Genomic DNA, 24538 nt, shown 5'->3' with positions numbered 1-24538 from the left:
GAACGCTGCAGCGAGCGAGAAAACGTTGCTGGTCCTGACTACTCGTGGTCCGCCAGGAACGCCTCGAGTCGGGTAAGTGCCTCACGGATATCCTCGAGTCCGGTCGCATAGGAGACGCGAAGGTGGCCCTCGCCGCCCGCACCGAAGACGTCGCCCGGGACGACGGCGACGCCTTGCTCGGTGAGGACGTCCTGGGCGAACTCCTCGGCGGTCCAGCCCTCGGGGACCTCAGGGAAGCAGTAGAACGCGCCTTTCGCGTCGAAGACGTCCATCCCGATTTCGCGGAATCGCGAAAGGATGAACTTGCGTCGGCGGTCGTACTCTGCGACCATCTCCTGGACGTCGTTCTCACACGACTCGAGGGCCTCGAGGGCAGCGTACTGGGCTGTTGTCGGCGCCGAGAGCATCGTGTACTGGTGAATCTTGTTCATCGCGCCGATGACCTCGGCGGGGCCAAGCGCGTAGCCGAGTCGCAGGCCGGTCATCGCGTGGGCCTTCGAGAAGCCGTTGAAGACGATGGTGCGCTCGCGCATCCCCGGCAGTGTCGCAATCGAGGTGTGCGTGTGCCCGTCGTAGGTGAGTTCTGCGTAAATCTCATCGGCGAGGACGGTCAGATCGTGTTCGCGGACGAACTCGGCGATTGGCTCGAGGTCCGATTCGCGCATGATCGCGCCCGTCGGATTGTTCGGATAACAGTAGACGAGGAGATCGGCCTCGCTCGCGCCCGCTTGCTCGATTGCGTCGACTGTCAGCCGAAAGTCATTCTCTTCCGTCGTGGGGACGGGCAGGACCTCGCCACCGGCGAAGGTGACGCCGGGTTCGTAGGAGATGTACGACGGCTGGGCGATAGCAACGGTGTCGCCGGGGTTGACGAGTGCGCGGAAGGCCAAGTCGACGGCTTCGCTTGCGCCGGCGGTCGCGATGATTTCCTCGTCGGGGTCGTAGCCGAGGTCGAAGCGGTCGGCGACGTAGTCGCTAATTGCCTCGCGGAGTTCGCGTTTGCCCCGGTTTGCCGTGTAAGAGGTTTTCCCCTGCTCTAAGGAGGTGATCGCGGCGTCGCGGGCGGCCCACGGCGTTGCGAAGTCCGGTTCGCCGACGCCAAGCGAGATGACGTCGTCGCGCTCTTCGGCGATTTCGAAGAATCGGCGGATACCTGACGGCGGGACCGATTGGACGCGGTCTGCAAGTTCGAACGTCATGGTCCTCAGGGCGACACCGAGAGTCGGTCGTCCTCGTCGCCGTCGCCGAGTTCAATCCCGTTCTCTTTGTAGGAGGTCATCACGTAGTGAGTGACCGTCTGGGTGATCTCGGGGACGGGTGCGACCTTTTCACTGATGAACTGCGAGACCTCGCGGATGGAGTCTCCCTCGACTTCCATATCGAAGTCGTAGTCACCGCTGACCAGTCGCAAGGCCGTGACCTGCGGAAATCGTGCGAGGCGCTCAGCGATATCACCGTAGCCAGTCTCGCGGTCGAGGTGAACGTTCAACTCGACTTCGGCGCGAACGCGCTCGTCTTCCAGTTTATCCCAGTCGACGACCGCCTGATAGCCACAGACTACGCCTGCTGCCTCGAGTTCCTCGATGGCTCTGTCGACCTCAGACTCGTCGAGGTCAGTCATTCGCGCGATATCTGCCGTGGAGTAGCGCGCATTCTCACGGAGCAACTCGAGCACCTCGCGTTCGCTCATACCAACGCGAAGCGCAAGCGCGAGTAAAAACGTTGTTGTTGCTCGATAGCACGTGTACTGACCCGGCGTTTTCGATACTTGTTTTTCGATAGGGTTGAGCAACTGCTCAACAGTGTCGATGACGAACATATTCGTCGAACAGATTATGAATCAAGGAAACTCATACTCGAGTGGCAGCAAAATAGATTTTTGAAATAGGAAAAATTGTTTTTTCACGGAAAAGCTTTAAGTGGAATGCGAACGTACCGTTGACATACGATGAGCACCCAGAAAACCGTCCGTCAACCGGCAGACGTCGTTGAGGAGAACGAACTTCGGCTCGATCAGGATAAGGCCGAACAGATCGTCGACGCGTTGAACACGGAACTTGCGAACGCGTACGTGCTGTATCACCAACTCAAAAAGCACCACTGGGTCGTCGAGGGCGCAGAGTTCCTCCCGCTCCACAAGTTCCTCGAGGAGGCCTACGAGCACGTCGAGGAGGGTGCAGACATCATCGCCGAGCGCGCGCAGGCACTCGGCGGCGTTCCCGTCTCCGGACCGGCGAACCAGCAAGAGCGCGCCACCGTCGAGTTCGAGGGCGAAGACGTCTACGACGCCCGGACGATGTTCCAGCACGACCTCGAGATGTACGGTGATATCATCGAGTCGATGCGTGACAGCATCGAACTCGCGGATAATCTCGGCGACTACGCGACTGCCGAAATCCTGCGTGAAATCCTCGTGACGCTCGAGGAAGACGGCCACCACTTCGAGCATTACCTCGAGGACGACACGCTCGTGCTCGAAGACGCGACGAAAGAACGGTAATCTGACCGCGGACGGCTGCCCAGCGGCCTCCCACTATTTCTCGAGGATAACTCGCTGAATCGCTCAGTAGGGTCGACAAAGGTACGATAGTATCGCAGTGAGATAGAGTGTTGTAACTGCAGTGACGCCAAATCAGTGTGGAGGGCGGCGCGAATCAGGTCCGAGATCAGCGCTCGAGGTCGACAGCGAAATCTGTCGCGATCCAGCCGTCGGTGTTGTCGCGCTCGGTGAAAACGTATTTTCCAGGGCGCGGTTCGTGGCTGCTCACCACCGCTGCTGGCTCGTCAGTGTCGTCGGTCTCTGTCTCCTGCCTGCGAACGGGAACGTCCATTACTATGAGTTAGGCGAGCCTAATTCTAAAAAGGTTTTGGTCGGCCTAAGTCCTTGGGAACTGGTGAGTTGTCTCGAGTGTTGTTTCATACTCTTCGAGTCTGTGCTTTCTGTATGGAGTTCGATGTCATCCAGGGTGATATCGCCGCACAGTCCGCCGACGCGCTTGTCAACGCTGCGGGGACAAGTCTCGAGATGGGCTCAGGCGTCGCAGGTGCACTCCGACGACGGGCTGGCCCCGAAATCAATGCAGCGGCAACCTCAAAGGGTCCTGTCGACCTCGGCGACGTTGCCGTCACCGACGCCTACGACCTCGAGGCCGAGTACGTCATCCACGCGGCTGCAATGCCCCACTACGGGGACGGACAGGCAACTGAGGACAGCATTCGCGACGCGACTCGAAACGCACTCGAGGCAGCCGACGACCGTGGCTGTCGCTCGCTCGTGATTCCCGCACTCGGCTGTGGCGTCGCCGGATTCGACTTCGAGACAGGCGCGACGATCATCGCCGAGGAAATTTCGGACTACGACCCGGAGACGCTCGAGGACGTTCGACTCATCGCCTACAGCAACGAGGAGTACGAAACGATACGAACGGCGATTAGCTGATGGTAATCGATGCCGCGCCGGTTTCGACGCCAACCGTGTAGTAGCCGTCGGCCTCAATTTCGACCTCGAAGGTCTCCTCGCCCTCGACGCGGTCGCTGATAAGTGGGCCGCTAAACATCCCACCAATCGCAGCTGCAGCGTCGTCTTCGTCTTCGATTTCTTCGGTCGTTTTCTCGATATCGTATCTGAGGTAGACAACTGCGTTGTCGCCATCTTCGACCTCGACTGCAACGTCGTACTCGTCGCCCTCGCTGGCTTCGAAGGTCTCCGTCTCGCCATCGGCCAGTTCGGCCGAAAGCGTCTCTCCGCCGAGGCAACCGGCGACCGTTGCTGTCGTCGTCGTTGCTGTTACTGCCAGAAACGTTCGTCGTTTCATACACCGCTCTGGCCGCGTGATCATATTTAAAGAACAGCCCCAGTGGGTGGGGACTCGAGCGGGTTTTCCTGTGCCCTCGAGTCGGTGGAACTTACTCGAGGCTCAATCCGCGAATGTCGACTGTTTTGCCGTCTTCGACGCGGCCGATGCGCTGTCCGTCCGTTTCAGCGACGAGCGATTCGGCCTGTTCGTCGGGCAGAGCCACGACGAATCCGGTTCCCATGTTGAACGTCCGGTGCATCTCCTCGTCGGTCACGTTCCCTTCCGCCTGGATGAACTCGAAGATCGGCTGGGCCGGCAGCGGATTCTCGATGACGTAGTTGCGCTTGCCCATCCGCAGCAGGTTCGTCCACCCGCCGCCGGTGACGTGGGCCGCCGCGCGAACGTCGTGGTCGTGCATCGACTCGAGGAGGTCTGTATAGATCCGAGTCGGGCGCAGGAGTTCCTCGCCGATAGTGCGCTCAGGATCGAGTGGGAAGGTGTCGGTGTAGTCGTGGTTGCGGGTCGCGGCTTCGCGAGCGAGCGTGAGGCCGTTCGAGTGGATGCCGTTCGACGGGAAGCCCACGAGCGCGTCGCCGACTGCGGCCTCGCCCTCGAAGATCTCGTCTTTGTCGGCCAGTCCGACGCAGGTTCCCGCGAGGTCGAAGCCTGTCACGACGTCGGGCATGACAGCGGTTTCGCCACCGAGCATCGTCAAGTCTGACTGCTCTAAGCCGACTGCGAGTCCCTCACCGACCTGATTCGTGATCTCCTCGTCAGGCTCGTCGATGGCGAGGTAGTCAACGAACGCGACGGGTTCGACGCCCGCGGCGACGAGGTCGTTGACGTTCATCGCGATGCAGTCGATCCCAATCGTCGAGAAGTCCTCGAGTGCTTCCGCGACGAGTAGTTTCGTGCCAACGCCGTCGGTCGCGAGCGCGAGATAGCGGTCACCGATGTCGATCAAGCCGGCGTACTCGGTTCGAAGGTCGCTCCCGAAGGCCTCGAGCAGGGCTGCGGTTGCGTCCTCGCTGGCTTCGATATCGACGCCGGAGTCGGCGTAGGTGAGCCGTTCGTCATCTTCGTTGTCCGCTGAATCGGTCATGTGCGAACGACCGCGTGGGGTGAGCAAAAGGTCACCGGTCCCGCACGACGCGTCAAGCGGGTCACCAGAAGCCAAACGTCAGGGCAAACCCGACGAGCAGGATTACGCTCACGGCGAAGACAGCGCCGAAGGCGGCTTTGTTCCACGTCAGGACCGTTTTCCCGTCAAGTGGGCCGAACGGGATCATGTTGAACGCGGCGAGAAAGAGGTTGATCAAAACGCCCATGTGTCCGATCAGCCCGAGGTAGCCACCGAACAGCATCAGCGGTAAGAAGAGCACGGCGAGTAGGTGGTTCGTCAGCGGGCCGGCCAGGGCGATCATCGCGTTCTCTCGTTTCGTGATGCGCCCGCGGTGGTAGACAGCCCCGGGAGCAGCGAAAAGAAAGCCGATCAGGGCACTCATGATCGCCAGAAACAGCATCTGGTAGTCCGCGCGAAACTCCGCGAGTTGGCCGTACTCGATTGCGACGACCTTGTGGGCGAGTTCGTGTAAGAGGAATGCAACGCCCACGGTGACGAAGCTCAGCCCGATCATCGTCACGAACGAGCCGACAGTGACGCCAGCAACGCGGTGAATCGGCTCGAACAACAGCGCGAACGCGACGCTCAGGACAATCCAGGCGACCGCGAGATCGAACAGTTCCTTGCTGCTGAAGGTAAGGTCCGGCTCCGACCGGCGAGTCGTTTGCATGCTCATGGAATGAGGCCACGGAGTAACTCGAGGCTGTTTTGAGCGCCCTGGAGCAGTTCAGCCATCAGTGCATCGACGCCGCCGATACCGGGTGCCAGATACGGCAACACGACCAGCGGGAAGAGGACGGTCGCGATGAGACTTCCAATGTTCGTCAGCGCGACGATCATGATGAGTCGGAACAGCGGGACATTGAACATGTCGTCCATCGCCTCGCCAACTGGTCGCTCGGTGTCGCCGACGATTTCGTTCAGCGTCTGGATGTCGCGGACGTTGACCGGTCGGTGTTTGAGTTCGACGTAGCCCGCGAACCAGCCTGGCGCGATCAGCGGGTTGATACTCGTCAGCCACGCCACGAGGCCGCCGACGCCGGCGCTGGTCCAACGTGCACCTGCGAGCCGGGCGAGCGTAAACGCGAAGATGCCGTTAAACAGGAACCACGCGAGGAACAATTGCAGGAGGAAGGTGTTCTGGACGCCCGCCATAATCAGCAGGAAGAAAAACCCGAAGAAGCCGAGCATCACGAGGTAGCCGAAGATTTTCAGCGGCGAGAACCGCCGACTCGAGGCCGTGCCGGTGAGCGACTCCATCGGTGGGAGTTGGTCGGGGTTCAGGAGGTAGTTCTCGATGCCGGCTTTGTGCCCGGCACCGACGACGGCGAGCACGTCGTGCCCCTGTTGGCGAAGCGCGTGCAGGTTGTGGGCGATATAGGCGTCGCGTTCGTCGATTAGGGCGTTTGCACCGCGGGGGCTGAACTGGCGGAACTCCTCCATCATCGCGGCGACGACGTCGCCGTCGGTCATCTCCTCGATATCGATCTGCTCGACTTCCTCGACGTCACCGCCGAGTGCACTGAGGACGAGCCCCAGTATGGCTCCGAGCGTCACGCCGATTCCGAGCCCTGCGAGCAGTCCAACGCCGCCACGGATGGTGTAGATGCCAGCGCTCTCGAGTGCGCCTGCGGAGAACGGGCCGACGAACGTGCTGGTGGCGACCAACGCGAGGCTCCCCGCGATTCCGACAAGCACGCCGATGACGAGACTGAGTGAAAAGCCATCGAGGAGGCCGCCAGTGTATCTGTCGGCGGATTCGATAGAGGGGATAAACAGGAGGCCGATGAAGAGGCCACCAGCAGTTCCGAGTCCGACTGCGCCGACGTACTGCAGCGTCGAGGTGGCGGTGATGCCGAGCAACAGCGTCTCGCCGAGACCAAGATACGGCGAGATGAACGCGGCGAAGACGAATCCGAGGAGTGCGCCGCCAACGGCGCCAAAGGCGAGCCCGATGGTTTTCGGGTTCGTAATCCCGAGTGCGAGCCCGCCGACCATTTTCAACTTCTCGGTAAACGATAACCGCCGCCAGAACCGCTGGATCGTAATCTGAATGTCGCGGTCGACCAGCGCGACGCCGCTGCCGTTTCGCTCGGCGGCGTCAATGCCGGCTTTCATGTCCGCGCCAGGTTCGATGTCGAACTGGTCGCCGAGTCGTGACTGGACGTACGAGAGCATCCAGTACGCTAAGAACTGGAAGACGGTGTTACCCGAAAGGAGGTCTTTGGCCTCGAGGTCGTCGGGTGTGCCGCCTTGCATCTGCTGATATCGCCCTTCGTCGAGTTCGACGGCGACGATATCGGGTTGTTCTCTGTCGACTGCTTCGTGGACGTCATCGACGCTGGCCTGGGAAACGTGGGCCGTCCCGAGAACCTCGACGGACCCCTGCTCGGCGGTCTCGCTGTCGGGGGGTTCCGGGACATTGGCGTCGCCTGCATCGCTCATTAGCACTATGCAACTCGGTCGGGGCTTTTACCAGTGTCGAACTTGCGAGTCGTTCTCGCAGGCTGACATGGTCTGTTCGGGCCGAACTCCTCGAGTTGTGACGACAGGCCTGAGTAGCCTCCCTGACAACGTACGACCATGACTGCACTGATCGAAACCGTCATCGAGAACCGCGAGATGGTCCAGCCGAATCACGCCAACATGCTCGACGTCGCCCACGGTGGCAACGTCATGAAGTGGATGGACGAGGTGGGAGCAATGAGCGCGATGCGGTTTGCGGGCGAAACCTGTGTCACCGCCCACGTCAACCGCATGGACTTCGAGCGCCCGATTCCAGTCGGCGACACGGCCTACATCACCGCTTATGTCTACGACGCCGGCACCTCGAGCGTCAAGGTCCGACTGGTCACCGAGCGCGAAGACCTCCGGACGCGCGAACGCGAGAAGACGACCGAATCCTACTTCGTCTACGTCGCGATTGACGAAGATAACGAACCGACGCCGGTGCCCGAACTTACGGTCTCGAGCGAGCAGGAGAATCAGCTTCGCCAGCAGGCGCTTGCAGGCGAAAACGGCGACTGACAACTCACTCGAAGCGAATCGTCTCGCTCTCGGGATCAATCTCGACGACGCTGCCGAGTGGAATCGGCGTCGTCGGCCACGTGTGCCCGAAATCGACGTTGCAGACGAGCGGTGCGCTCGGATTGTACCGCTCGAGGACGCCCTCGATTGCCTCGCGCTGCTGGTCTCGATACGCGTCGCGACGCTCCCGCGGGCGGTCATCGAGGTGTGATCGCGCTGCCGGGCGACCGACGAGCACGCCGGCGAAGCGCTCGAGCAGGCCGCGCTCGCCGAGGGCTCTGAGGACGCCAGCGACCCACCTGGAATCGGGCAGTTCCCCGGAGGTCTCGAGCGCGAGGATCGTCCCCTCGAGGTCGTCCTCGTCGGGGAGGTATCGGTCCGCGAGGAACTGCTGGTCGAGAATCTCGAGGCAGCCGCCCCAGACGCGTCCCGAGACGGGGTCGTCGCCGCCGGCCCAGTGCCAACCCGGATTCGCTTCGGTGTCGCGGGCCTGCTCGAGCGAGTCGGGATCTGCCCAGTCGCCGGGTTCGTCGGTGAAGCGCTCGGCGGGCTGAATCTCGCCAAACGAGTTCGCGAAGAAGGCACGTTCGGTGTACGCAATTGTGTGCTCGAACATCTCGCCGTCCATTGCGAGTTCGGTGAAGACGCAGGGGCCGTAGTAGGAGACAATTCCCAGATTCCAGAGATACAGCGCAAGGTTCGTGTTGTCGCTGTAGCCGTAGAACCTGGTTGGATTTGCCCGGAGGACTTTCGGATCGAGATGCTCGAGGACGCGAATCTGGTCGTTACCGCCGATGAGGGCAATGACGCCGTTGATCTCGGGATCCGCGAAGGCATCCATGATATCTCGAGCGCGCGCTTCGGGCTCGTCGGCTAACTCCTCGTTGCCCATCGCGACGGTCGGGAACTCGACCGGCTCGAGGTCGAACACCTCGCGCAAGCGCTCGAGGCCGCGGTCGTAGACGTGTGGGTACTCCTCGATTGGGTTCGATGATGGGGCGATGACGGCGATATTGTCGCCGCGCTCGAGTGGCGGTGGCGTCGTGACGACTGTCATGGCAGATGCTATGTGCGTACTGACAAATAGTGGTAGGTGAGTGATTGACGCCGCTACTCGGTTTTCGCGTCGTCGACGCGTCCTCTCGCTTCGCCGATGTACTCGTCTGCTGTCTCGCGTGTTTCGGCGACGAACGCGCCGACCAGTCCGCCGATTGCGCCGCCAGTGCTTGCTCCGTTTCGACCGAACAGACTGCCGACCGCGGCACCGACTGCGGCCCCGAAGGCAGCGTAGCGTGCCCGTCGAACGATGGTTGTGAGCTTCGCTCGCATATGTAATCACTTGTGACTATGTTGTTCAGCGGGATAAGTATGTCTCCGAGTCGCAACCACAGTGCTCAAAGAATCGTCTCGATATCGCCGAGCGACTCGAGGACGTGATCCGGCTCTGGACTACCCCCCTCGAGATCCGCCCGCTCCGTCACGCCCGTGAGGACGACAGCCGTCTCCATGCCAGCCTGCTTGCCGAGTGCAATGTCGGTATCGAGCCGGTCGCCGACGACGAGCGTTCGTTCGGGTGGGGCCTCGAGTCGCGCGTTCGCTGCCTCGGCGGCGACCGCGGAGGGTTTCCCGAGGATGGCATCGGGTTCGCGTCCCGCGGCCGCCTCCATGGCCGCGAGAATCGCTCCCGAGCCGGGGATGGTGCCCCCGTCGACCGGGATCGTCGTATCCGGATCGGTGCCATAGAACGCGCTCCCGTCCTCGAGTGCCTGTAAGGCGTCGGTGAGATCGCTGTAGGAGAACTCGCGGTCGAACGAGCCAAGGACGACATCGGCCGCGTCGGGGGCCGTCGTCAGTTCGATTGCTGCCTCCTCGAGAATCGTCTCGAGTCGCGGGCTCCCAACGAGGAAAACGCGCTCGTCGGGATGGGTGTCGGCGAGGTACTGTGCGGTCACCGTCGCCGAGGTCAGGACGGTCTCCGGGTCAACCTCGAGTCCGTACGGTGCGAGTTTCTCGCGGTAGTGGGCGCTACCCCGCGTCGGGTTATTCGAAAATAACAGCCGCGAACAGCCCGCCTCCTCGAGGGTTCGGATGCCGGCGGCCGCCCCGGAAAGGAGGTCGTCGCCGCGAATGATTGTCCCGTCGATGTCGAGGATCACGGCCTCGTACTCGGTCATGATTCAGTGCTACGGGTGGCGCGTGATTGAGTGTTTGGTTCCGCCAGCAGCGTCAATCCGAGCGCTCGTACTCGAGTTCTAACTCGTCGGTGTCGACGCCAGCACGTTCGGCGCGTTCGTTCGATTCGACGAGGTGATCGAGGCGGCGTTCGAACTCGGTTTCGGAGAGTTCACCCGCGGCGTAGCGTTGCTGAAGTTGGGTGACCGGATCAACAGCCTGTTCGGTCTCGTCTGTGTCGTCTGCGGGTCGGGTGAGATACCAGAGCAGAACAAAACTGAGTACGAACAGCGCAGTGATCGCGACTGCGACCCACGGGCCTGCCAATAACAGCGCCGCGATGATCACCACGTCCGCGAGGACGAACTTGAGGGCGAACAGTTCCGTGAGGTTGTAGTCTCGCCCACCGCTATCGCTGGCCATACGAGTGTCTATATCGTCGACAGGAATAACGATATGGTTCGCTGTTCGTCGCCAGTTTCGGGTCCGCCATCTGTGTGGCGTCGGTGAGAATTCTTATCCACCGACCGCTCCTACGGACAGGTATGACACTCGCGGCCGACGCACCCGAACCGCCAGCGCCACCGGCACTGGAGTTCGTCGATCCAAACGAGTACGAAGACGCAACGATCAGCGCCGACGACGGCGTCGACGTCGACTACCGCCGGGAGGAACTTCAGGAGTTCCTCGAGACCGGTGCCTGGGAGGCGGCATTCGACATGTGGCTCGCAGAGACTGACCTCGAGCGTCGAGAGTACGACATTGCTCGCGATCTCGAACTCTTTTCAGAGTTCGACTTCTTCTGGGACGATTTCGCCGACCGCGTGGGGTATCACGCGCCGGGAATCCCCGAGGATTGGCAGACTCGAGAATATCACCCGGAACTCGACACCTGGGGCACGGTCTCTGCGATCAATGCCGAACTGACGGAGTTCGGACAAATCGTCTCTGAGGTGCTCAAAGATGACTATATCGACTGGGAAGCCGAGTACGAACCGCCAGAGGATCTTCCGGATTTCGACTGACGACGAAACCGTGGAACCACAGTGAGAGTCGCCGCAGGCGTCGGGACCTACTCCCTGCCAACAGCGATGTTTTGTGTGTGTCCGTTACACTCGGGACAAGAACTGAGTGAGTCGGTTGATTCCTGATAGCCACAACGCCGGCATTCGTACCGCGAACGGGTTGGTGTGTATGGGTCCGTGTAGACCATAGCACTGTGAGAACATACCACATAAAAGAATGTTCTGTGGAGATGCTTGTGTATCACTCTATACAATACTCTCCCTACTATTGTGGTTTAATACTGAACGTTCGTCTAAAAGGGTGGTGTGTCGGTGGCCGTCTGCCGTTGCGGTCCTCGCTGTGACTCAGCCACTCCACTCTCCAGCGAGGTCACCAGCCACGTTTTCGCGCCAGTGATCGAACTCCTGTTCACACGAACCACTGTCGTCTATGTGATCAACAAACCCCACGCCGGGTGATGACAACTGGTCCCCACAGAAGGGACACGTTGTGGGATCAGTCCATTCTCGAGTACCATTCACTGCCATATGGACGTCGTCAACGACCAACTACATAAATGTAACTCGAAACACGCTATTTGGATTATGAATGTACTCTAAAATGAGTATTTAGTTGCTCTTTAAGCTACTACATCTGGATATGGCTGTTGAATCTCTATTTTCATCGTTCACGATAGGCGGACTCTCACCTCGAGTGCCCGCTCGTCACGGCTTGGTTTGATGGCTGCTCTCACAGCCGGCGAGCATCGGTGGTTTCTCGTCGCTTCAACGCGCGTGGGTCCACTAATGAGAGGAACGCTTCGCCGTCTCACTCGAGCCGACGTGCTCGTCCTGACGGCTGCAATCTGGTTTCTAGCGAAGTTTCTCCGCTACGCGTTTCCGCCGCTATTTGGCTCGTTTCAGGCGAGTTACGGCGTCTCGAACGCCGACCTCGGGCTGGCGTTTACCGGCTTCATGCTCGTCTATGCCGCAATGCAGTTTCCGTCGGGCGTGCTCGCTGATCGGCTTGGTTCCGTCTCCGTCGTCACGGCAGGCGTGGTGCTCGCAGCCAGTGGCTCGTTGGTACTCATCGTCGACTCGCCGTTTCTCGTGCTCGTGGGTGCGATGCTCGTGATGGGGGCGGGAACCGGCGCGCACAAAACTGTCGCCGTTCGATTGCTCTCTCGAGCCTATCCCCATCGGACGGGCCGCGCACTCGGCGTCCTCGATACGTTCGGCACGTTCGGCGGTGTGATCGCGCCAACGGCTGTCGTCGCAGTCGCAGGCGTCCACTTCGCGTTCGGCGCGAGCTGGCGGCTCATTTTTTTGGGGACAGGGATTCTCGGACTCGTCCTCGCAGTCGCGTTCTGGGTTCGTGTTCCGGCTCGAGTGCCGGATGAAACGGCGGGTGATGCCACACCGGCACTTCGCGAGGCGTTTGCGTTCGGCCAGTATGCAACCCTGTTTCGAGAGTGGCGATTTTCGATATTCGCCTTGCTGACGGTGTTGTTTGCGTTTACCTACAACGGCCTCGTCGCGTTCGCACCGTTGTATCTGACCGCCGAAGCGGGGGTGACGGATGCGACGGCAGGAGTGCTCTACAGTGCGTTCTTCCTTGCGAGTCTGGTCCAACTTGGGACTGGTGAACTGAGCGACCGGCTCGGTCGACTGCCGATCATCGTCGCTTTACTCTCGCTCGCGACGGTCGCACTCGTCACGCTCATCGCACTGACTGAGACGGCTGGCCCGGTCGTCCTCGGGGCCGCACTCGTCGCGGTCGGAATCGGATCACACGGCTTTCGCCCCGTCAGAGGGGCCTATCTCATGAGTGCGATCCCGGATGACGTTGCAGGTGGTGGACTGGGAGTTGTTCGAACGCTGCTCATGGGTGCGGGGGCGATCTCTCCGGCGATTGTCGGCGTGCTGTCCGAAGTTGCGAGCTTCCAACTGGCGTTTTCGGTCCTGGCCGCCTCGGTTGCGGCCGCAACTGTACTCAGTATCTTCCTCTGGGTGACGGACCGATAGGAGACGAGTCACTGCTTGCGAGCAGTCGCAATCGCCCCGATGAGCACCAGTGCGCCACCGATGAGTGCACCGGCACCGACCATTCCTGAGCCGCCAAGTATGGCAACGAACCCGGCGACGAGACCAGCACTTCCGCCACCGGCGGCGATTGGCTGCACGAGCGATGGTCCATCGAGCGCGTCGTCGTCAGCCTCGTCCATCTCGGAGACACGCGAGCGAACCGACTCCAGTTCGGTCTGCAGCGTTTCGAACTCCGTCTGTGTGGCCACGTCAGCCGTCGCTGGCGTCTCTGCATGTCCCTCCTCGAGCGTCGACACCCGATCCTCGAGCGCGCTGATCGTCTCCGCCGACGGCTGCTGGTCGGCAACCGACTCGAGACGCGTCTCGAGGTCCGTGAGTGTGGACTCGATATCGCTGGTGTCTGTCTGCGTCGCGACTGTGTCGACCTGTTCTGCAAGCGCTGCCACTCGGTCGGCTGTCTCGTCGAGCGCAGTCAACTGGTCGGCGTGTTCTTCGAGGCGCTCGGCCCGCGTCTCGGCGTCGTCCTCGAGTGCGCCAATCCGATCCGTAACCGCGGAGTGCGCTGTTGCAGTGACAACAGTGCCTTCGTCTGGCAATTCCTCGACCGTCGATTCGAGCGTCTCCACCGTTTCCGCGAGATCGGTATGTTTGTCGTGTCTTTCCTCGATGCGCGTCTCGAGCCCCGAAATTTCAGCCTCGAGTGCGTCGATGGGTGCCTCGACACGCTCGAGATCTACGTCGGTTGGAGCAGCCGCAGTTCGCTCATCGAGGTCCTCGACGCTCGACTCGAGGGTCTCGATTTCGTCTGTCACATCAGAGACTGTGGCTGTCGTCGCCTCGAGTTCTTCCTCGAGGGCTGCAGTACGTGTCTCGGCGGACTCGAGATCCGCTGTGAGCGAGTCTTCCACGTCCTCGAGTCCCGTTTCAACCACCCGTTCGATCTCCTCGAGTTGTGTTTCTCGTGCATCACGCTCATCGTCCAGGTCGCCAGCGATGGCGTCGATTCGCGTCGTGAGTTCCTCGAGTCGACCCGAAACACCCTCGAGACGGGCTTCCTGACTCTCGAACTGGCTCGACTGCGTCTCGAAGCGACGGTCGAGCGTCTCGAGGTCGTCCTCGAGCGTCTCCACTGTTTCTGTGAGAGTGTCGTCGTCAACAGTCTGCGCGAGGTCTGCGAGTCGATCCTCGAGCGTCTCGAGGTCGTCAGTCGTCACAGTTTCTGCAAGTCGGTCATCGACGGCCCCAACATGCGCCTCATGGGCCTCTTGACGACTCTCGAGGTCATCCTCGAGCCTGTCGAGGGCCTCTTCGAGCGTGCTGACCTCGTCCTCGAGTGCGTTGAGTTCCGTCTCACTCGCAGCTGTCGAGGCGGTTTCCTCGAGTTCAGCTTCGACCGCAGCGGTTCGGTCGGAGAGACCCTCGAGTGTCGTCGTGAGTGAGCTATCGACGCTCTCGAGGTCGTCTCTGAGCGCCTCGAGCTCGGCATCGCGGTCGCCGAGACGGTCGAATAAGTCGTCTATCGCCTTGTCTGATGGATCGGCTGCGGTTGCGGCCCCGTCGTCGAACGTGAGTGCTGTTTCAGTGTCACCGCCGCTGGCGCTCGAGTTGGTGCTTTCAGTATCCGGCTCTGCTGTCGTCTCGAGTTCGTCCCACTCGATTGTCCCGTCGACGCCATCTGCGGCTGCTGTGGCTGCCCCACGAACGGCGCTTTCAGTCGGCGCCTCTGCAAATCGGACGCCGCGAATCGAAAATGGGAGTGGAGCCGCGTCGAATCGGCCGCCAATGAGGAACTCAAGGCCGTCGACTGCGCCCGAGCCGGCGACCGCGACCGGCACGGCAACGCTCTCCTGAACCGTCCCGTCATCGGCTCGCTCGAGAAGTTCCTCGAGAATGCTGGCGATCACCGCATCGTAGGCCTGGGCCAGTGCCTGTTCAATCTCGCCTGTGGTGTCGGGATCGAGTGCAAACGTCTCGAGTGTCTCGGCGACTGTTTCGCGGGCAGCCCCACACTCGGCTGTCGCCTGCTCAAGTACCCACTCACTGCCGATGGGGAGAGAAAACGAGAGCGCTGGGACGCCGTAATACGCGAGCGAAACCGTCGTCGTCTGCCGGCCGAGATAGACGCCGAGACCAGTGAACTTGTCCGCCGAAAGCTGGTCGTAGATCACCGCGAACCCGCGATCAATCGCCGTCAGCGAGATGTCGTGAGCTGCAGTGGCTGCGTCGACTGCCTCGCGATAGCGCGTGGCTGCCACGTCGTTCGTCCCGACCGGGTCCGGAATCGCATAACAGAGCGTCTCTGCTCCCGACTCGAGCGTGAGAACGGAGTCAACAGCAGCCTCGAGCGTGTCCATGCTGATGGGTTCGCCTGTCTCCCCCGTCTGTCCTACAGTCTGTGTTTGTTCAGTTCCCTCGACAGCGCCAGCGCTGCCAGTGTCGCACGCACCACCATCACCGAGCGGTGACGTGTCGATTTCCATCCCCCTGCCGGTATCGCGTGCCGCCCGAACCGCGTCCGGGCCGAGATCGAGACCGTATGCCATGCCCACACAAACTAAGACCGACCTCTTGGTGTTTTGTGCCCAAATACCAGACGTGAAAATCAGTCAGTCTCATCCGCTCGAGTCCACCGTTACTTGTTCGTCTCGCTCGAGTCATCGAACTCGAACGCGCCGGTTGCTGGTGGGTGCCCGATGTCTGCTTTCCGATCCACTCGCTCGGAGTCTCGAGACGGAGCCTCGGTTGTCGTCTCGAAATGCTCGAGCGCGTTCGAGAGGTCGGTTGCCCGTGTCGACAGCGTCGTCGCCGAGTCGGTCACGTCGGTCAGCGCTGCAGTCTGTTCTTCGGTCGCCGCCGCGACGTGTTCGGTTTCGGTAGTCGTCTGGGCTGCAATCGATGCCGTCTCGTCGACGATAGTCGAGACCTCCTGTGTCGTCGCTGCCTGAGCCTGCGTCGCCGTCGAAATCTCTTGGACGCCGACGTTCGTTCGGTCGGCATACGTCGCAATCTCCTCGAGTGAAGCAACTGCCTGCTCGACCTGCTCGCTCGCTGTCGCCAGCCGCTCACTCGTTGCCTCGACTTGTGCTGCCGAGTCACCCGTTTGCTCGCGAATCCGCTCGAGTCGATCTTCGACCTGCTGGGCAGCCGCTTTCGCATCAGCAGAGAGCGTCTTGATCTCGCTTGCAACGGCTCCGAATCCGTCGGTCTCCTCTCCACCCTCGGATCTCGAGGCCTCGATGTTCGCGTTGAGCGCGAGCATGTTGGTCTGCTCTGCAAGCTGTTGGATCTGCTCGATCAACTCGTCGATCTGGCTAACGTCGTCCTCGAGTGCGGTGATTTCAGTGACGGCCTGTTCGGCCTCGGATTCGGTTTCGTTCATTCGGTCGAGAGCGTCGGTGGCAGCCTCGTGGCCCGTCTGTCCGGCGGTTGCCGTTCGTTCAGCAATGGCTGCGACCTCACTCGAGGAGGCTGCGATCTCTTCAGTCGTCGCCGAGAGATCCGAGAGTTCCGTCGTGACCGTCTGTAACGCATCGTTTTGGTATTCCGCGCCCGTTGCGATGTCCTGGACGGAGTCGCTGATCTGCTCGCTTGCTGTCCGAACCTCCTCGCTCGAGGCGGTGACCTGTTCGCTGGCGAGTGCGACCTGTGTGGCGAACGTCTGTAAGTCAGCGACTGTGGCGTCGATTGCAGCAAGCATTTCGTTGCACTCGGTCCCAATCGTCTGCATCGCCTCGTTGTCAGTCTCGACAGCCGCGCGTGCCTGTAGCTCCCCGCCAGCTGCGGCTTCCATGACCGTACAGTACTCCTCAGCTGCAGCCTCAAGGTCGGCGTTGATCTGCTCGACGCGCTCGCGCTCGGCGTCGGCGTCCTCGCGGGCGGACTGTGCCGTCTCGATTTGGTGGCGAAGCGAGTCCCGCATTGCCCCAAAGCTGGCGTACAACGAGCCGATTTCGTCGACGCGCCGGGTCGACAACTCGACCGAGAGGTCACCATCTTCCATCGCGTGTGCACGCGACTCGAGTCGGGAGAGATCACTCGAGACGCTGCGGCCGCCAGCGACACCGGCGGCGGTGAGAACGACCCCACTCAGGACAATCGTTGCAGCGAAACTCCAGAGTACCTCGTCTCGCACCGCAAAGGCCGTTTCGTGGGGCGTCTCAGTGACGATGGCAAACTCATGTGACTCGAGTCCGCTGGCAGCGTAGCGATGCTCGCCCTCGTCGTGCATGTGGACGGCGTCTCTCGCTGTGTTGACGCTGTCTCCCGCTACGTCAGCCTGTGCGGTGTCGACGTCTGCGGACCCGAGTACGAGTTCGCCATCGGCGGTGACGACAGCGGTCGCCGCGCCGTCGATTGCCTGTGGGAGGTCCGGCCCGCCCTCGGCTACATCGACCTCGCCGACGATGAGCCGATTCAGCCGATAGTCTCTGTGTGGCTGGCCAATCGCAATCGTCGACTCGCCTACTGCAGACCGGTACTGCTCGTCACTGATAAACGTCGATTGTGTTGTCGTCTCCGCGTCAACATCCTCGAAGAAATCACGCTCGAGTGCATCGTCGTCCGAACTCGCGATGATCGTTCCCGTCTCGCTATCGACGAGATGGAGGGCATCGAAGTCACTCGAGTAGGATTCAGTCTCGAGCACCCTCGATATCTCGTCTTCGTCGCTGCTTCGAAGGACATCCAGTCGCTGTCGTTCCTCGAGGTCGTGCTCTCGGTCGGCAACCCAGTTGTCGACGACGCTGGTGTGCAGTTCCGTCGTCTGTTCGATCTGTTCGTCGACCTGGTGCTCGAGGTGGTCGCTGATGCCGAGATAGAAGACCGTACTGATCCCGGCTGTCAGGACGAGGACAACGAGAATTCCGAGAGCGACTTTGGTGATGAGTCGACTTCTGAGTGCGTTCGGGACCAGTGATCCGTTCGCCTGCGCCGACGTGTCACCTGCTTCGCCATCACGACTCATGAATATCCCCACCGGGTGCGGTGTCTGCCTGGTCGCTCCCAGACTGTTGTCTGCGTTCTATTCTGCCCGTGCCCGCTGTTTCTATTGCTCGAATTCCTGATCATACTAGTCTAGAACTCAGTTCATCTATACATTATAACAATAGATAATAAATATTCACCTGCGTGACGTACTCGTCTCGTTGACTTTCAAAACAGGTGTCAGAAGGGCGTCTATCGGCAGTATCTGCCGTTTCCGCACACGGAAGGTGGCCGATTTTCGGCGCACACAAATAGCGTTATATGCGTTCAGTGCACACAGCCGATAATGAGCGCACAGGTACGATCTCCAACGGCCCGCGTCTGCGAACGCTGTGGACGTGAAGAACGGTGGGACGACGAACTCGGCGCGTGGCAACTCGCGCGCAAAGACGGCAAAAAGCTGGTTGGCAGCCCACATTGCCTTCACGAGTGGGATATCAACGGCACGTTCAACCCCGTCGCCGACGAGTAATCTGCAGGACGCTTCTGCTCGAGGCGGTTCGAACGCCGTCTATAGCACAGCGCTGGGCTTTTTGCACACTCGAGTATACGATCAGCCATGCCGACAGTCTACATCACAACGCCGCCAGCGGAAGCCGAATCGATTGCGACAGCGCTCGTCGAAGCGGAACTGGCCGCCTGCGTCAATCGCGTTCCGACGACGTCGACCTATCGCTGGGAGGGCGAGATTCACCACGATGAGGAGGTCGTTTTGCTCGCGAAAACGACCGACGAGGCCTACGACGCGCTGGTCGACCGCGTCACGGATCTGCATCCACACGACGTCCCCTATATCGAACGATTTGACGAGGACCACGTCCTCGAGTCGTATGCGACGTGGCGAGACGAGGTCGTCGACCCGTAACCGTTCTCGAGGCTGTGCGTTCGGTAGTCGGTCACAGACGTGACTGCGCGAAAAAGCAACCCTTAAAACTCGCGCACGGGTTGTGACAGATATGGCTGGAACCATCGAAGTGCTCGTTCCGGGTGGACAGGCCAACCCTGGCCCGCCACTCGGTCCCGAGCTCGGACCGACGCCCGTCGACGTTCAGGCGGTTGTACAGGAAATTAACGACCAGACCGAAGCATTTGACGGCACTGAAGTGCCTGTCACCGTCGATTACGACGACGACGGGTCGTTCTCGATTGACGTCGGTGTCCCACCGACGGCAGAACTCGTCAAAGACGAGGCTGACTTCGACACTGGCAGTGGCGAACCCCAGAAGGATTTCGTCGCTGACCTCTCCGTCGATCAGGTCAAACAGATCGCCGAGCAGAAACACCCTGACCTGCTCGCATACGATGCGAAAAACGCCGCAAAGGAAGTTGTCGGCACCTGCGCCTCGATGGGCGTCACCATCGAAGGCGACGATGCTCGCGAGTTCAAGGCGAAAGTCGACGACGGCGAGTACGACGATATCCTCGCAGCCGACGCCTAACACGCGATAACACGATAACTGACGGGCTCGTTTTCAGCCCATTTTCCCCATCCTGCTCGAGTCACAACTCCCCCGATCACCGACGAGCCAGTACATCCAGATTCGTTACCGTATACACCAGATCTCCACGCTCGAGTTCGTCCAGTCGGCGCTCGAGCCAGCGCTGTCGGTCACGCGCCGGAATCGCGTCTGTCTCCTGCGTTGAGACCACCTCCGCAACGGCGTCATCGATAGTCTCGAGAACGTGTTCAACGACGACCCGTTCGGCGTCCGGATAGCCATTATCAGCGCTCGGTCGCACGATCCAGTTCGAGCCACCCGACTCGAGGACAGTCCAGTCGCGTGCTGGCAGTTCGGTCAGGAGGTGCCGTCCGGCATCGCTTCGGCCGCCGTCTCTGTGCTCGTCCATGTGGCGGTGATACGCTTGCTCGAGGTGGGAATCGAGGGGGTCACGTGGCGCGAACCCGGTCCCGCCGTCGTAGGTGATTGGCGCGTACAACAGCCCGCCATCCTCGAGCATGGCTTCGAGCGCGGGCACCGCGGCGTCGGCATCGACGAGGTCGAGAAACGCGGCGGCGATGACGACGTCCGCTGTTGCCTCGAGCGTTAGCGCGTCTGCCTGTTCGAGGGTAATCTCGAGACGCGTTCGGTCCTCGCTGTGGTCGGCGATGAGTGTCTCCGTGTTTGCATCCGCTGTCGTCGACTGGGACACGTCGTAGCCCAGCGTCTCGAGTTCGGCTGGGACCAGGCTTTGCGCGCGTTCGATTGTTTTTCGGTCGTGATCGACGGCGCGGTAGCTGACGCGCTCGGGGAGCAGTCCCCACGCAGCTAGCCGAGTGATCATTGTCCCCACGCCAACTCCGAGTTCGACGATGCGAACCGGATCAGTATCGGGGAGTTCGGTCTGGAATCGCTCGAGAACGCGTCGATTCAACGCCCGGTCGTCCACCGTTCGTTTGGCCTCGAGATACGCCTTCATCAGCGCTCACCTCGAGTGTTTTTCGATGGGACCGACTCGAGGCGTGTGTCATCGGTTGCGAGCCATTCCTGGAGCACCGTTCGGAACGTCCCCATCGATTCGTCCCAGGATGGGTGAGAGTCAGCAGTGGTGAGCGCCCGCGTGCCAAGCGCAACGAGAGCGGTCCGGTTGCGCTCGAGTGTCTCAACTACCTCCGCCATTCGTTCGGCATTGGCTGGGTCGACTAAAAACCCGCTCTGGCCGTCCGTGACGATCTCGTTGGCCCCACCAACGGTGCTTGCAATTGGAACCACGCCGTACTCCATCGCCTCGAGATAGACCATTCCAAATCCCTCGTAGCAAGAGGGAACGGCGATGATGTGGGCACGCTCGAGGATGGACTCGAGGCGGTCGTCGCTGACGTGGCCAGCGAACGTGACGCGGTCTGTCAACCCGGCGCTGGCGACGCGCTCGCGCTGGTCGGCCACGTAGTCGGGGGCTTCCCCCGTGTCGCCAACGATGGTTAGTTCCCACTCCGCTTGCTCGCCGACTCGCTCGAGTGCCTCGAGGAGGGTCTCTATGTTCTTTCGCGGAACGAGATTCCCGACGAAGACGAGTTGCAAGGGAGACTCATCTGCACGCGCCTCGACGGCGGCAGGCGAGACGGCTGCTGTCTCGTGGCGACCTGCCGGCGGAACGACGGCCGTCGGAAGCGCCGTGAGCGCCGTCGTTTGTGTTCGGGTAAACTCGCTCGTACAGATCGCAGCGTCGACGGACTCGAGATACCGTCGCTCGCGCGCTCGCACCTGTGGGTCAGTGACGTGAGGGTCCGCCGACTCGAGGAGGTGGACGAGCGAGACGATTCGTTTCGGGGCCTCGAGGTGTGGATTCACCTCGAGCAGTGTCGGATAGCAGAGTTCGTCCTGGAGCAACACGTCGAACGGCTGGTTCAATCGTGTCCGAATCGAGTCGTCCAGATCGGCTCGCTGGCGGTGACGTCCGTGCTCTCTGCGGGGGAGTGAGATCACGTCGACTGTCTCGCCCTGTCCCTCGAGATAGGTGCGGAGTCTGCGGTCGTAACGGTAGCCACCCGAGGTCTGGCCGAGGTCGCCAGCGATCACAAGGCCAACGTGCATGAGAGGTCGCGCTGGTGGGCAACTGTTGCCACGTCGTCTTCCTCGATTTCGATGCGCAGCGTCGAGATGGCGTCGGTCTCGAGTGCAGCGTGCTCGAGCAGCCGGTCAGCGAACACCGTCGCAAAGTACTCCGCGCTCGGGTTGGTTCCCTCGAATTCGGGGAGATCGTTGAGTGTCTGCTCTCGATAATAGTCAGCGACAGTGGTCATCGCGTCGGCCAGCGCGTCGATATCGACCAGATATGCGTATTCGTTCAGTGCCGGCCCGCGTACCGTCGCAGTGATCGTGAACTGGTGTGAGTGCAGTTCCCCTTCCGGCCCCGGATCGGGCACTGTCAGGTAGTGCTGCGCGACGAGCGAGCGCGTCACGGCAACCTCGTACATGACTCACACAGTACAGGTCACGGGTAGTAAATCTCAGCCCTTACACCGGTCGCTGCAACTGCAGTTCGGACCGCCTCACTCGTAGGTCAACACCACCTGTATCGCTTCCTCCGGACGCTCCTCGAGCAGTTCGTACGCGCGCCCTGCATCCTCGAGTGGAAATTCGTGTGTCAGCAGCGACTCGACCTCGAGTTGGCGAAGCCAGTCCCAGACAACCTCGTGGCGACGCTCGCGCGACCAGCGCCCGCGGAGGCTAGGGGCGATAGTGCTCACCTGGCTGCTCTCGATCTCGAGGCGGTCACGATGGAAGTGCCCGCCGAGGTCGAGCGTTGTCGGCTTGGTGCCGTACCACGACCCGACGATGACGCGGCCATCGTACCCTGTCGCTGCAATCGCGCCGTCGAGTGCGTCCGGATTGCCCGAGAGTTCGTACGTGAGGTCCGTTCGCTCACCGGCGACGGCTTCGACGCCCTCGCGAATCTCGAACTCGAGCGGATCCAGTGATCGGTCCGCGCTGAGTGCCTCTGAACGTTCGCGACGGCGTTCGTAGGCGTCGAATGTAACCAGCGTCTCGAGTGGCATCTCCGCGAGCACGGCGGTCGTCAATAGGCCGACGACTCCCTGTCCGAGGACGGCGACGCGCTCGCCGAGCAGTGGCGCGCCGTCGAGCAGAAACGTCACGGCCGTCTCGAGGTTCGCAACGAACGCTGCCTCGCGATTGGAGATGTCCTCGGGGACGACGAGCAGATCGTCCGTGGGCGCACAGAAGTGACTCTCGTGTGGGTTGTACGCGAAGACGCGGCGCTCGAGCCACGATTCTGAAACGTTCTTGCCGACCGCAGTTACCTCGCCGACGGCGGCGTAGCCGTACGAGAGTGGAAAGGAGAGATCGCCGGTGAGCGCCTCGAGTTCGGAATCAGCCGGGAGATTCGCCGGCGCATCTCCGCGGTAGATCAGCCCCTCAGTCCCGGCGCTGATAGCCGAGACTGTCGTTCGAACGCGGACCTCGTTGGGGCCGGGCTCAGGAACCGGCTGACGTCGAACGGCAACCGTGCGCGGCGCAGTGAAATAGAGTGTCCGCGCGCTCACTGGTGCTCGCCTCGCTGGAACACGACGGACAGTCTCTCCAGATTGCGATTAGTCACACTACGAACCATTTTGACGAGGCGATACTTTACCGTTTGTCTGCTTCTCAAGAGTCGAATTCGCACTCGAGCAGTAGTCCCCGCTCAGCGGCGATAGCCTGCGACAGCGATCCAGTCTCGAGTGAAGTTGAGGACGAACGGGACTAGGACGAGGAATGCCACCGTCCGCGAGAGCGCGGGATCGACAGGCGGTAACAGGGCGAGCCAGATCGTGCCCATCGCGAGTGCACCCAGTGGGCGACGGAGTCGACTCTCTGGTAACTCGAGGACGGGACGGCCGCGTCGCCGTCGCCACCAGCAGCCAAAGATGAACAGGTAGCGTGCTAGGCCGACCGCGAGAAACGCCAGCGGGACGGTATCGGCTGCGATGGCGACAAGCGTCCCGATGAGCACGATCAGGGCGTCCGTTTCCACGTCGACTCGAGCGCCGAGCGCCGTCGTCGTCTCAGTTCGGCGGGCGAGCAGCCCATCGACGGCGTCGAGTGCGGCCCCCGCAGCGAACAGTATTGCAGGTGCCCAGACGAGCACTCCATCCGGCCGCGGAACGACGATGAATCCAGCGAGCACCGCACTTGCTGCCCCTCGTGTGACAGTCACCCACGTCGCGAGTGTAACTGGCTCTGAACCGGCGCTACGGCGCGTCTCCGAGACGATCCGAACGAAGATGCCTGACTCAAGGACCAGAACAAACCCGACGAGCGCGAGGAACCAGACGGATGAAATCACAGCTGTCCCGCCATCCTCGAGCGCGAGTCCAAACGCGAGGCTGAGAACGAGCGCTGCAGCGCTGAGCCAGAGGCCAAGTGTCACACGGCCCCACAGCGGGAGAAGGTGTGGTTGCGTTCCCGACTCGTCCTCGAGTGTCGTCTCACTCATTGCTCGTCTCACGCGGTGGCCGTTCGCGTCGATACAGTGCGATCAACACGGCGAGCAAGAGCGCCTGTGTAACTTTGTCGATGACCTCGAGGGCCGAGAGATCGCCGACTGCGGTCGGTCGATTGAGATCGTACCAGAGGATGAGTTGGGTGGCGGTAAAAGGGATACCGGCGAGGTAGACGAGTCGCCGGTGGATGTCGAAGACAACGAGGGCGATTCCAAGGAGAAATCCAGCGGTTGCGACGAGAAACGCGATGCCCATCCAGTGTGGAAGAAAGTCAACACCCAACACGAGATGGACAAGCGCAGTGACGGCTGCGAGGGCGATTCCGAGCCAGTGGAGCGGCGAAAGCGACGACCACGCTCCCTGCAAGTTCTCGGTCGCAACGCGCATCTACGAGTTCTGTCGACCTCGAGTGAGAAACAGTTTGGGACGGAACGGCCTCGAG

Annotated in this window: 29 protein-coding genes; 8 read left to right on the top strand and 21 right to left on the bottom strand. The window is 61.3% G+C overall.

Annotated features, from left to right (window positions below):
- Positions 1-38: 38 nt before the first annotated feature.
- Positions 39-1199: a pyridoxal phosphate-dependent aminotransferase gene (locus B2G88_RS05675; RefSeq protein ID WP_054863357.1), complete on the bottom strand. Its 1161-nt coding sequence runs from the start codon at positions 1197-1199 to the stop codon at positions 39-41.
- Positions 1200-1204: 5 nt separating this feature from the next.
- Complete coding sequence (locus tag B2G88_RS05670; RefSeq protein WP_087714303.1) at positions 1205-1690, bottom strand: Lrp/AsnC family transcriptional regulator; 486 nt, start codon at positions 1688-1690, stop codon at positions 1205-1207.
- A 258-nt stretch (positions 1691-1948) separates the two neighbouring features.
- Between B2G88_RS05670 and dpsA the strand changes: the two genes are divergently transcribed.
- The gene (gene dpsA / locus B2G88_RS05665; RefSeq protein ID WP_054863355.1) at positions 1949-2500 is read left to right on the top strand and encodes a DNA starvation/stationary phase protection protein DpsA; all 552 of its coding nucleotides are present in this window, start codon (positions 1949-1951) and stop codon (positions 2498-2500) included.
- Positions 2501-2666: 166 nt separating this feature from the next.
- Here the strand turns inward: dpsA and B2G88_RS19470 are convergent, their stop codons facing one another.
- Positions 2667-2831, bottom strand: coding sequence for a hypothetical protein (locus B2G88_RS19470; protein WP_176393181.1), 165 nt, complete (start codon positions 2829-2831; stop codon positions 2667-2669).
- Between the two features lie 113 nt (positions 2832-2944).
- Between B2G88_RS19470 and B2G88_RS05660 the strand changes: the two genes are divergently transcribed.
- The gene (locus tag B2G88_RS05660; RefSeq protein WP_087714203.1) at positions 2945-3439 is read left to right on the top strand and encodes a macro domain-containing protein; all 495 of its coding nucleotides are present in this window, start codon (positions 2945-2947) and stop codon (positions 3437-3439) included.
- Here the strand turns inward: B2G88_RS05660 and B2G88_RS05655 are convergent.
- The 4 genes from B2G88_RS05655 to B2G88_RS05640 all read right to left on the bottom strand — a co-directional run bounded on the left by B2G88_RS05655 (position 3432) and on the right by B2G88_RS05640 (position 7365).
- Positions 3432-3815, bottom strand: a complete 384-nt coding sequence (locus B2G88_RS05655) for a hypothetical protein (protein WP_054863372.1) — start codon at positions 3813-3815, stop codon at positions 3432-3434. The two genes, B2G88_RS05660 and B2G88_RS05655, sit on opposite strands and share 8 nt — an antisense overlap.
- 91 nt (positions 3816-3906) lie before the next feature.
- Complete coding sequence (gene purM / locus B2G88_RS05650; RefSeq protein ID WP_054863354.1) at positions 3907-4899, bottom strand: phosphoribosylformylglycinamidine cyclo-ligase; 993 nt, start codon at positions 4897-4899, stop codon at positions 3907-3909.
- A gap of 61 nt (positions 4900-4960) precedes the next feature.
- Complete coding sequence (locus B2G88_RS05645; protein ID WP_087714202.1) at positions 4961-5596, bottom strand: zinc metalloprotease; 636 nt, start codon at positions 5594-5596, stop codon at positions 4961-4963.
- Positions 5593-7365, bottom strand: coding sequence for a TraB/GumN family protein (locus tag B2G88_RS05640; protein WP_087714201.1), 1773 nt, complete (start codon positions 7363-7365; stop codon positions 5593-5595). The genes B2G88_RS05645 and B2G88_RS05640 overlap by 4 nt, the downstream gene beginning before the upstream one ends.
- Positions 7366-7503: 138 nt before the next feature.
- Here B2G88_RS05640 and B2G88_RS05635 point away from each other — a divergent pair, with 138 nt between their 5' ends.
- The gene (locus B2G88_RS05635) at positions 7504-7947 is read left to right on the top strand and encodes an acyl-CoA thioesterase (RefSeq protein WP_054863353.1); all 444 of its coding nucleotides are present in this window, start codon (positions 7504-7506) and stop codon (positions 7945-7947) included.
- Between the two features lie 4 nt (positions 7948-7951).
- Here the strand turns inward: B2G88_RS05635 and B2G88_RS05630 are convergent, their stop codons facing one another.
- From B2G88_RS05630 to B2G88_RS05615, 4 genes are all read right to left on the bottom strand, one after another.
- Positions 7952-9004, bottom strand: a complete 1053-nt coding sequence (locus tag B2G88_RS05630; protein ID WP_087714200.1) for a S66 family peptidase — start codon at positions 9002-9004, stop codon at positions 7952-7954.
- A gap of 53 nt (positions 9005-9057) precedes the next feature.
- Complete coding sequence (locus tag B2G88_RS05625; RefSeq protein ID WP_054863104.1) at positions 9058-9276, bottom strand: glycine zipper 2TM domain-containing protein; 219 nt, start codon at positions 9274-9276, stop codon at positions 9058-9060.
- 65 nt (positions 9277-9341) lie between these two features.
- Complete coding sequence (locus tag B2G88_RS05620; protein ID WP_087714199.1) at positions 9342-10121, bottom strand: HAD-IIA family hydrolase; 780 nt, start codon at positions 10119-10121, stop codon at positions 9342-9344.
- A gap of 52 nt (positions 10122-10173) precedes the next feature.
- Positions 10174-10542, bottom strand: a complete 369-nt coding sequence (locus B2G88_RS05615) for an SHOCT domain-containing protein (protein WP_054863105.1) — start codon at positions 10540-10542, stop codon at positions 10174-10176.
- A gap of 122 nt (positions 10543-10664) precedes the next feature.
- Between B2G88_RS05615 and B2G88_RS05610 the strand changes: the two genes are divergently transcribed.
- Positions 10665-11144 (top strand): hypothetical protein, encoded by a 480-nt coding sequence (locus tag B2G88_RS05610; RefSeq protein WP_054863106.1) that lies wholly within the window; start codon positions 10665-10667, stop codon positions 11142-11144.
- A 47-nt stretch (positions 11145-11191) separates the two neighbouring features.
- Here the strand turns inward: B2G88_RS05610 and B2G88_RS19035 are convergent, their stop codons facing one another.
- Together B2G88_RS19035 and B2G88_RS19865 are read right to left on the bottom strand one after the other, a co-directional pair.
- Entirely contained in the window at positions 11192-11332 is a 141-nt protein-coding gene (locus tag B2G88_RS19035; protein WP_140408822.1) for a rubrerythrin-like domain-containing protein, read from the bottom strand.
- Between the two features lie 157 nt (positions 11333-11489).
- Positions 11490-11672, bottom strand: a complete 183-nt coding sequence (locus tag B2G88_RS19865) for a DUF7501 family protein (RefSeq protein WP_054863136.1) — start codon at positions 11670-11672, stop codon at positions 11490-11492.
- A gap of 258 nt (positions 11673-11930) precedes the next feature.
- On the opposite strand from B2G88_RS19865, the gene B2G88_RS05600 reads away from it, so the two are divergent.
- Positions 11931-13148, top strand: coding sequence for an MFS transporter (locus B2G88_RS05600; protein WP_087714302.1), 1218 nt, complete (start codon positions 11931-11933; stop codon positions 13146-13148).
- Positions 13149-13156: 8 nt separating this feature from the next.
- Here B2G88_RS05600 and B2G88_RS05595 read toward each other — a convergent pair whose 3' ends face one another.
- Both B2G88_RS05595 and B2G88_RS05590 read right to left on the bottom strand, forming a co-directional pair.
- On the bottom strand, positions 13157-15712 hold the full coding sequence (locus B2G88_RS05595; RefSeq protein ID WP_087714198.1) for a disk-shape morphogenesis protein volactin: 2556 nt from the start codon (positions 15710-15712) through the stop codon (positions 13157-13159).
- A gap of 89 nt (positions 15713-15801) precedes the next feature.
- Positions 15802-18132, bottom strand: coding sequence for a methyl-accepting chemotaxis protein (locus tag B2G88_RS05590; protein WP_087714197.1), 2331 nt, complete (start codon positions 18130-18132; stop codon positions 15802-15804).
- 306 nt (positions 18133-18438) lie between these two features.
- Here B2G88_RS05590 and B2G88_RS05585 point away from each other — a divergent pair, with 306 nt between their 5' ends.
- The 3 genes from B2G88_RS05585 to B2G88_RS05575 all read left to right on the top strand — a co-directional run bounded on the left by B2G88_RS05585 (position 18439) and on the right by B2G88_RS05575 (position 19591).
- Positions 18439-18624, top strand: a complete 186-nt coding sequence (locus B2G88_RS05585; RefSeq protein WP_054863112.1) for an HEWD family protein — start codon at positions 18439-18441, stop codon at positions 18622-18624.
- Positions 18625-18711: 87 nt separating this feature from the next.
- The gene (gene cutA, locus B2G88_RS05580) at positions 18712-19017 is read left to right on the top strand and encodes a divalent-cation tolerance protein CutA (RefSeq protein ID WP_054863113.1); all 306 of its coding nucleotides are present in this window, start codon (positions 18712-18714) and stop codon (positions 19015-19017) included.
- A 91-nt stretch (positions 19018-19108) separates the two neighbouring features.
- Positions 19109-19591: a 50S ribosomal protein L11 gene (locus B2G88_RS05575; RefSeq protein ID WP_087714196.1), complete on the top strand. Its 483-nt coding sequence runs from the start codon at positions 19109-19111 to the stop codon at positions 19589-19591.
- A gap of 76 nt (positions 19592-19667) precedes the next feature.
- Here B2G88_RS05575 and B2G88_RS05570 read toward each other — a convergent pair whose 3' ends face one another.
- From B2G88_RS05570 to B2G88_RS05545, 6 genes are all read right to left on the bottom strand, one after another.
- On the bottom strand, positions 19668-20570 hold the full coding sequence (locus B2G88_RS05570; RefSeq protein ID WP_087714195.1) for a hypothetical protein: 903 nt from the start codon (positions 20568-20570) through the stop codon (positions 19668-19670).
- A complete protein-coding gene (locus B2G88_RS05565; protein WP_087714194.1) occupies positions 20570-21685 on the bottom strand; it encodes a glycosyltransferase family 4 protein in 1116 nt (371 codons plus the stop codon). Before B2G88_RS05565 ends, B2G88_RS05570 begins: the two co-directional genes overlap by 1 nt.
- On the bottom strand, positions 21667-22068 hold the full coding sequence (locus tag B2G88_RS05560; protein ID WP_054863115.1) for a 6-pyruvoyl trahydropterin synthase family protein: 402 nt from the start codon (positions 22066-22068) through the stop codon (positions 21667-21669). Before B2G88_RS05560 ends, B2G88_RS05565 begins: the two co-directional genes overlap by 19 nt.
- A 75-nt stretch (positions 22069-22143) precedes the next feature.
- Positions 22144-23157 (bottom strand): zinc-dependent alcohol dehydrogenase, encoded by a 1014-nt coding sequence (locus tag B2G88_RS05555; RefSeq protein WP_087714193.1) that lies wholly within the window; start codon positions 23155-23157, stop codon positions 22144-22146.
- Positions 23158-23297: 140 nt separating this feature from the next.
- Positions 23298-24089, bottom strand: a complete 792-nt coding sequence (locus B2G88_RS05550) for a CDP-alcohol phosphatidyltransferase family protein (RefSeq protein WP_087714192.1) — start codon at positions 24087-24089, stop codon at positions 23298-23300.
- On the bottom strand, positions 24082-24483 hold the full coding sequence (locus B2G88_RS05545) for a DUF7475 family protein (protein WP_054863116.1): 402 nt from the start codon (positions 24481-24483) through the stop codon (positions 24082-24084). The genes B2G88_RS05550 and B2G88_RS05545 overlap by 8 nt, the downstream gene beginning before the upstream one ends.
- Between the last annotated feature and the right edge of the window lie 55 nt (positions 24484-24538).

This window comes from Natronolimnobius baerhuensis, assembly GCF_002177135.1.
GTDB lineage: Archaea > Halobacteriota > Halobacteria > Halobacteriales > Natrialbaceae > Natronolimnobius > Natronolimnobius baerhuensis.
This window is presented reverse-complemented; position numbering and strand designations above follow the sequence as displayed.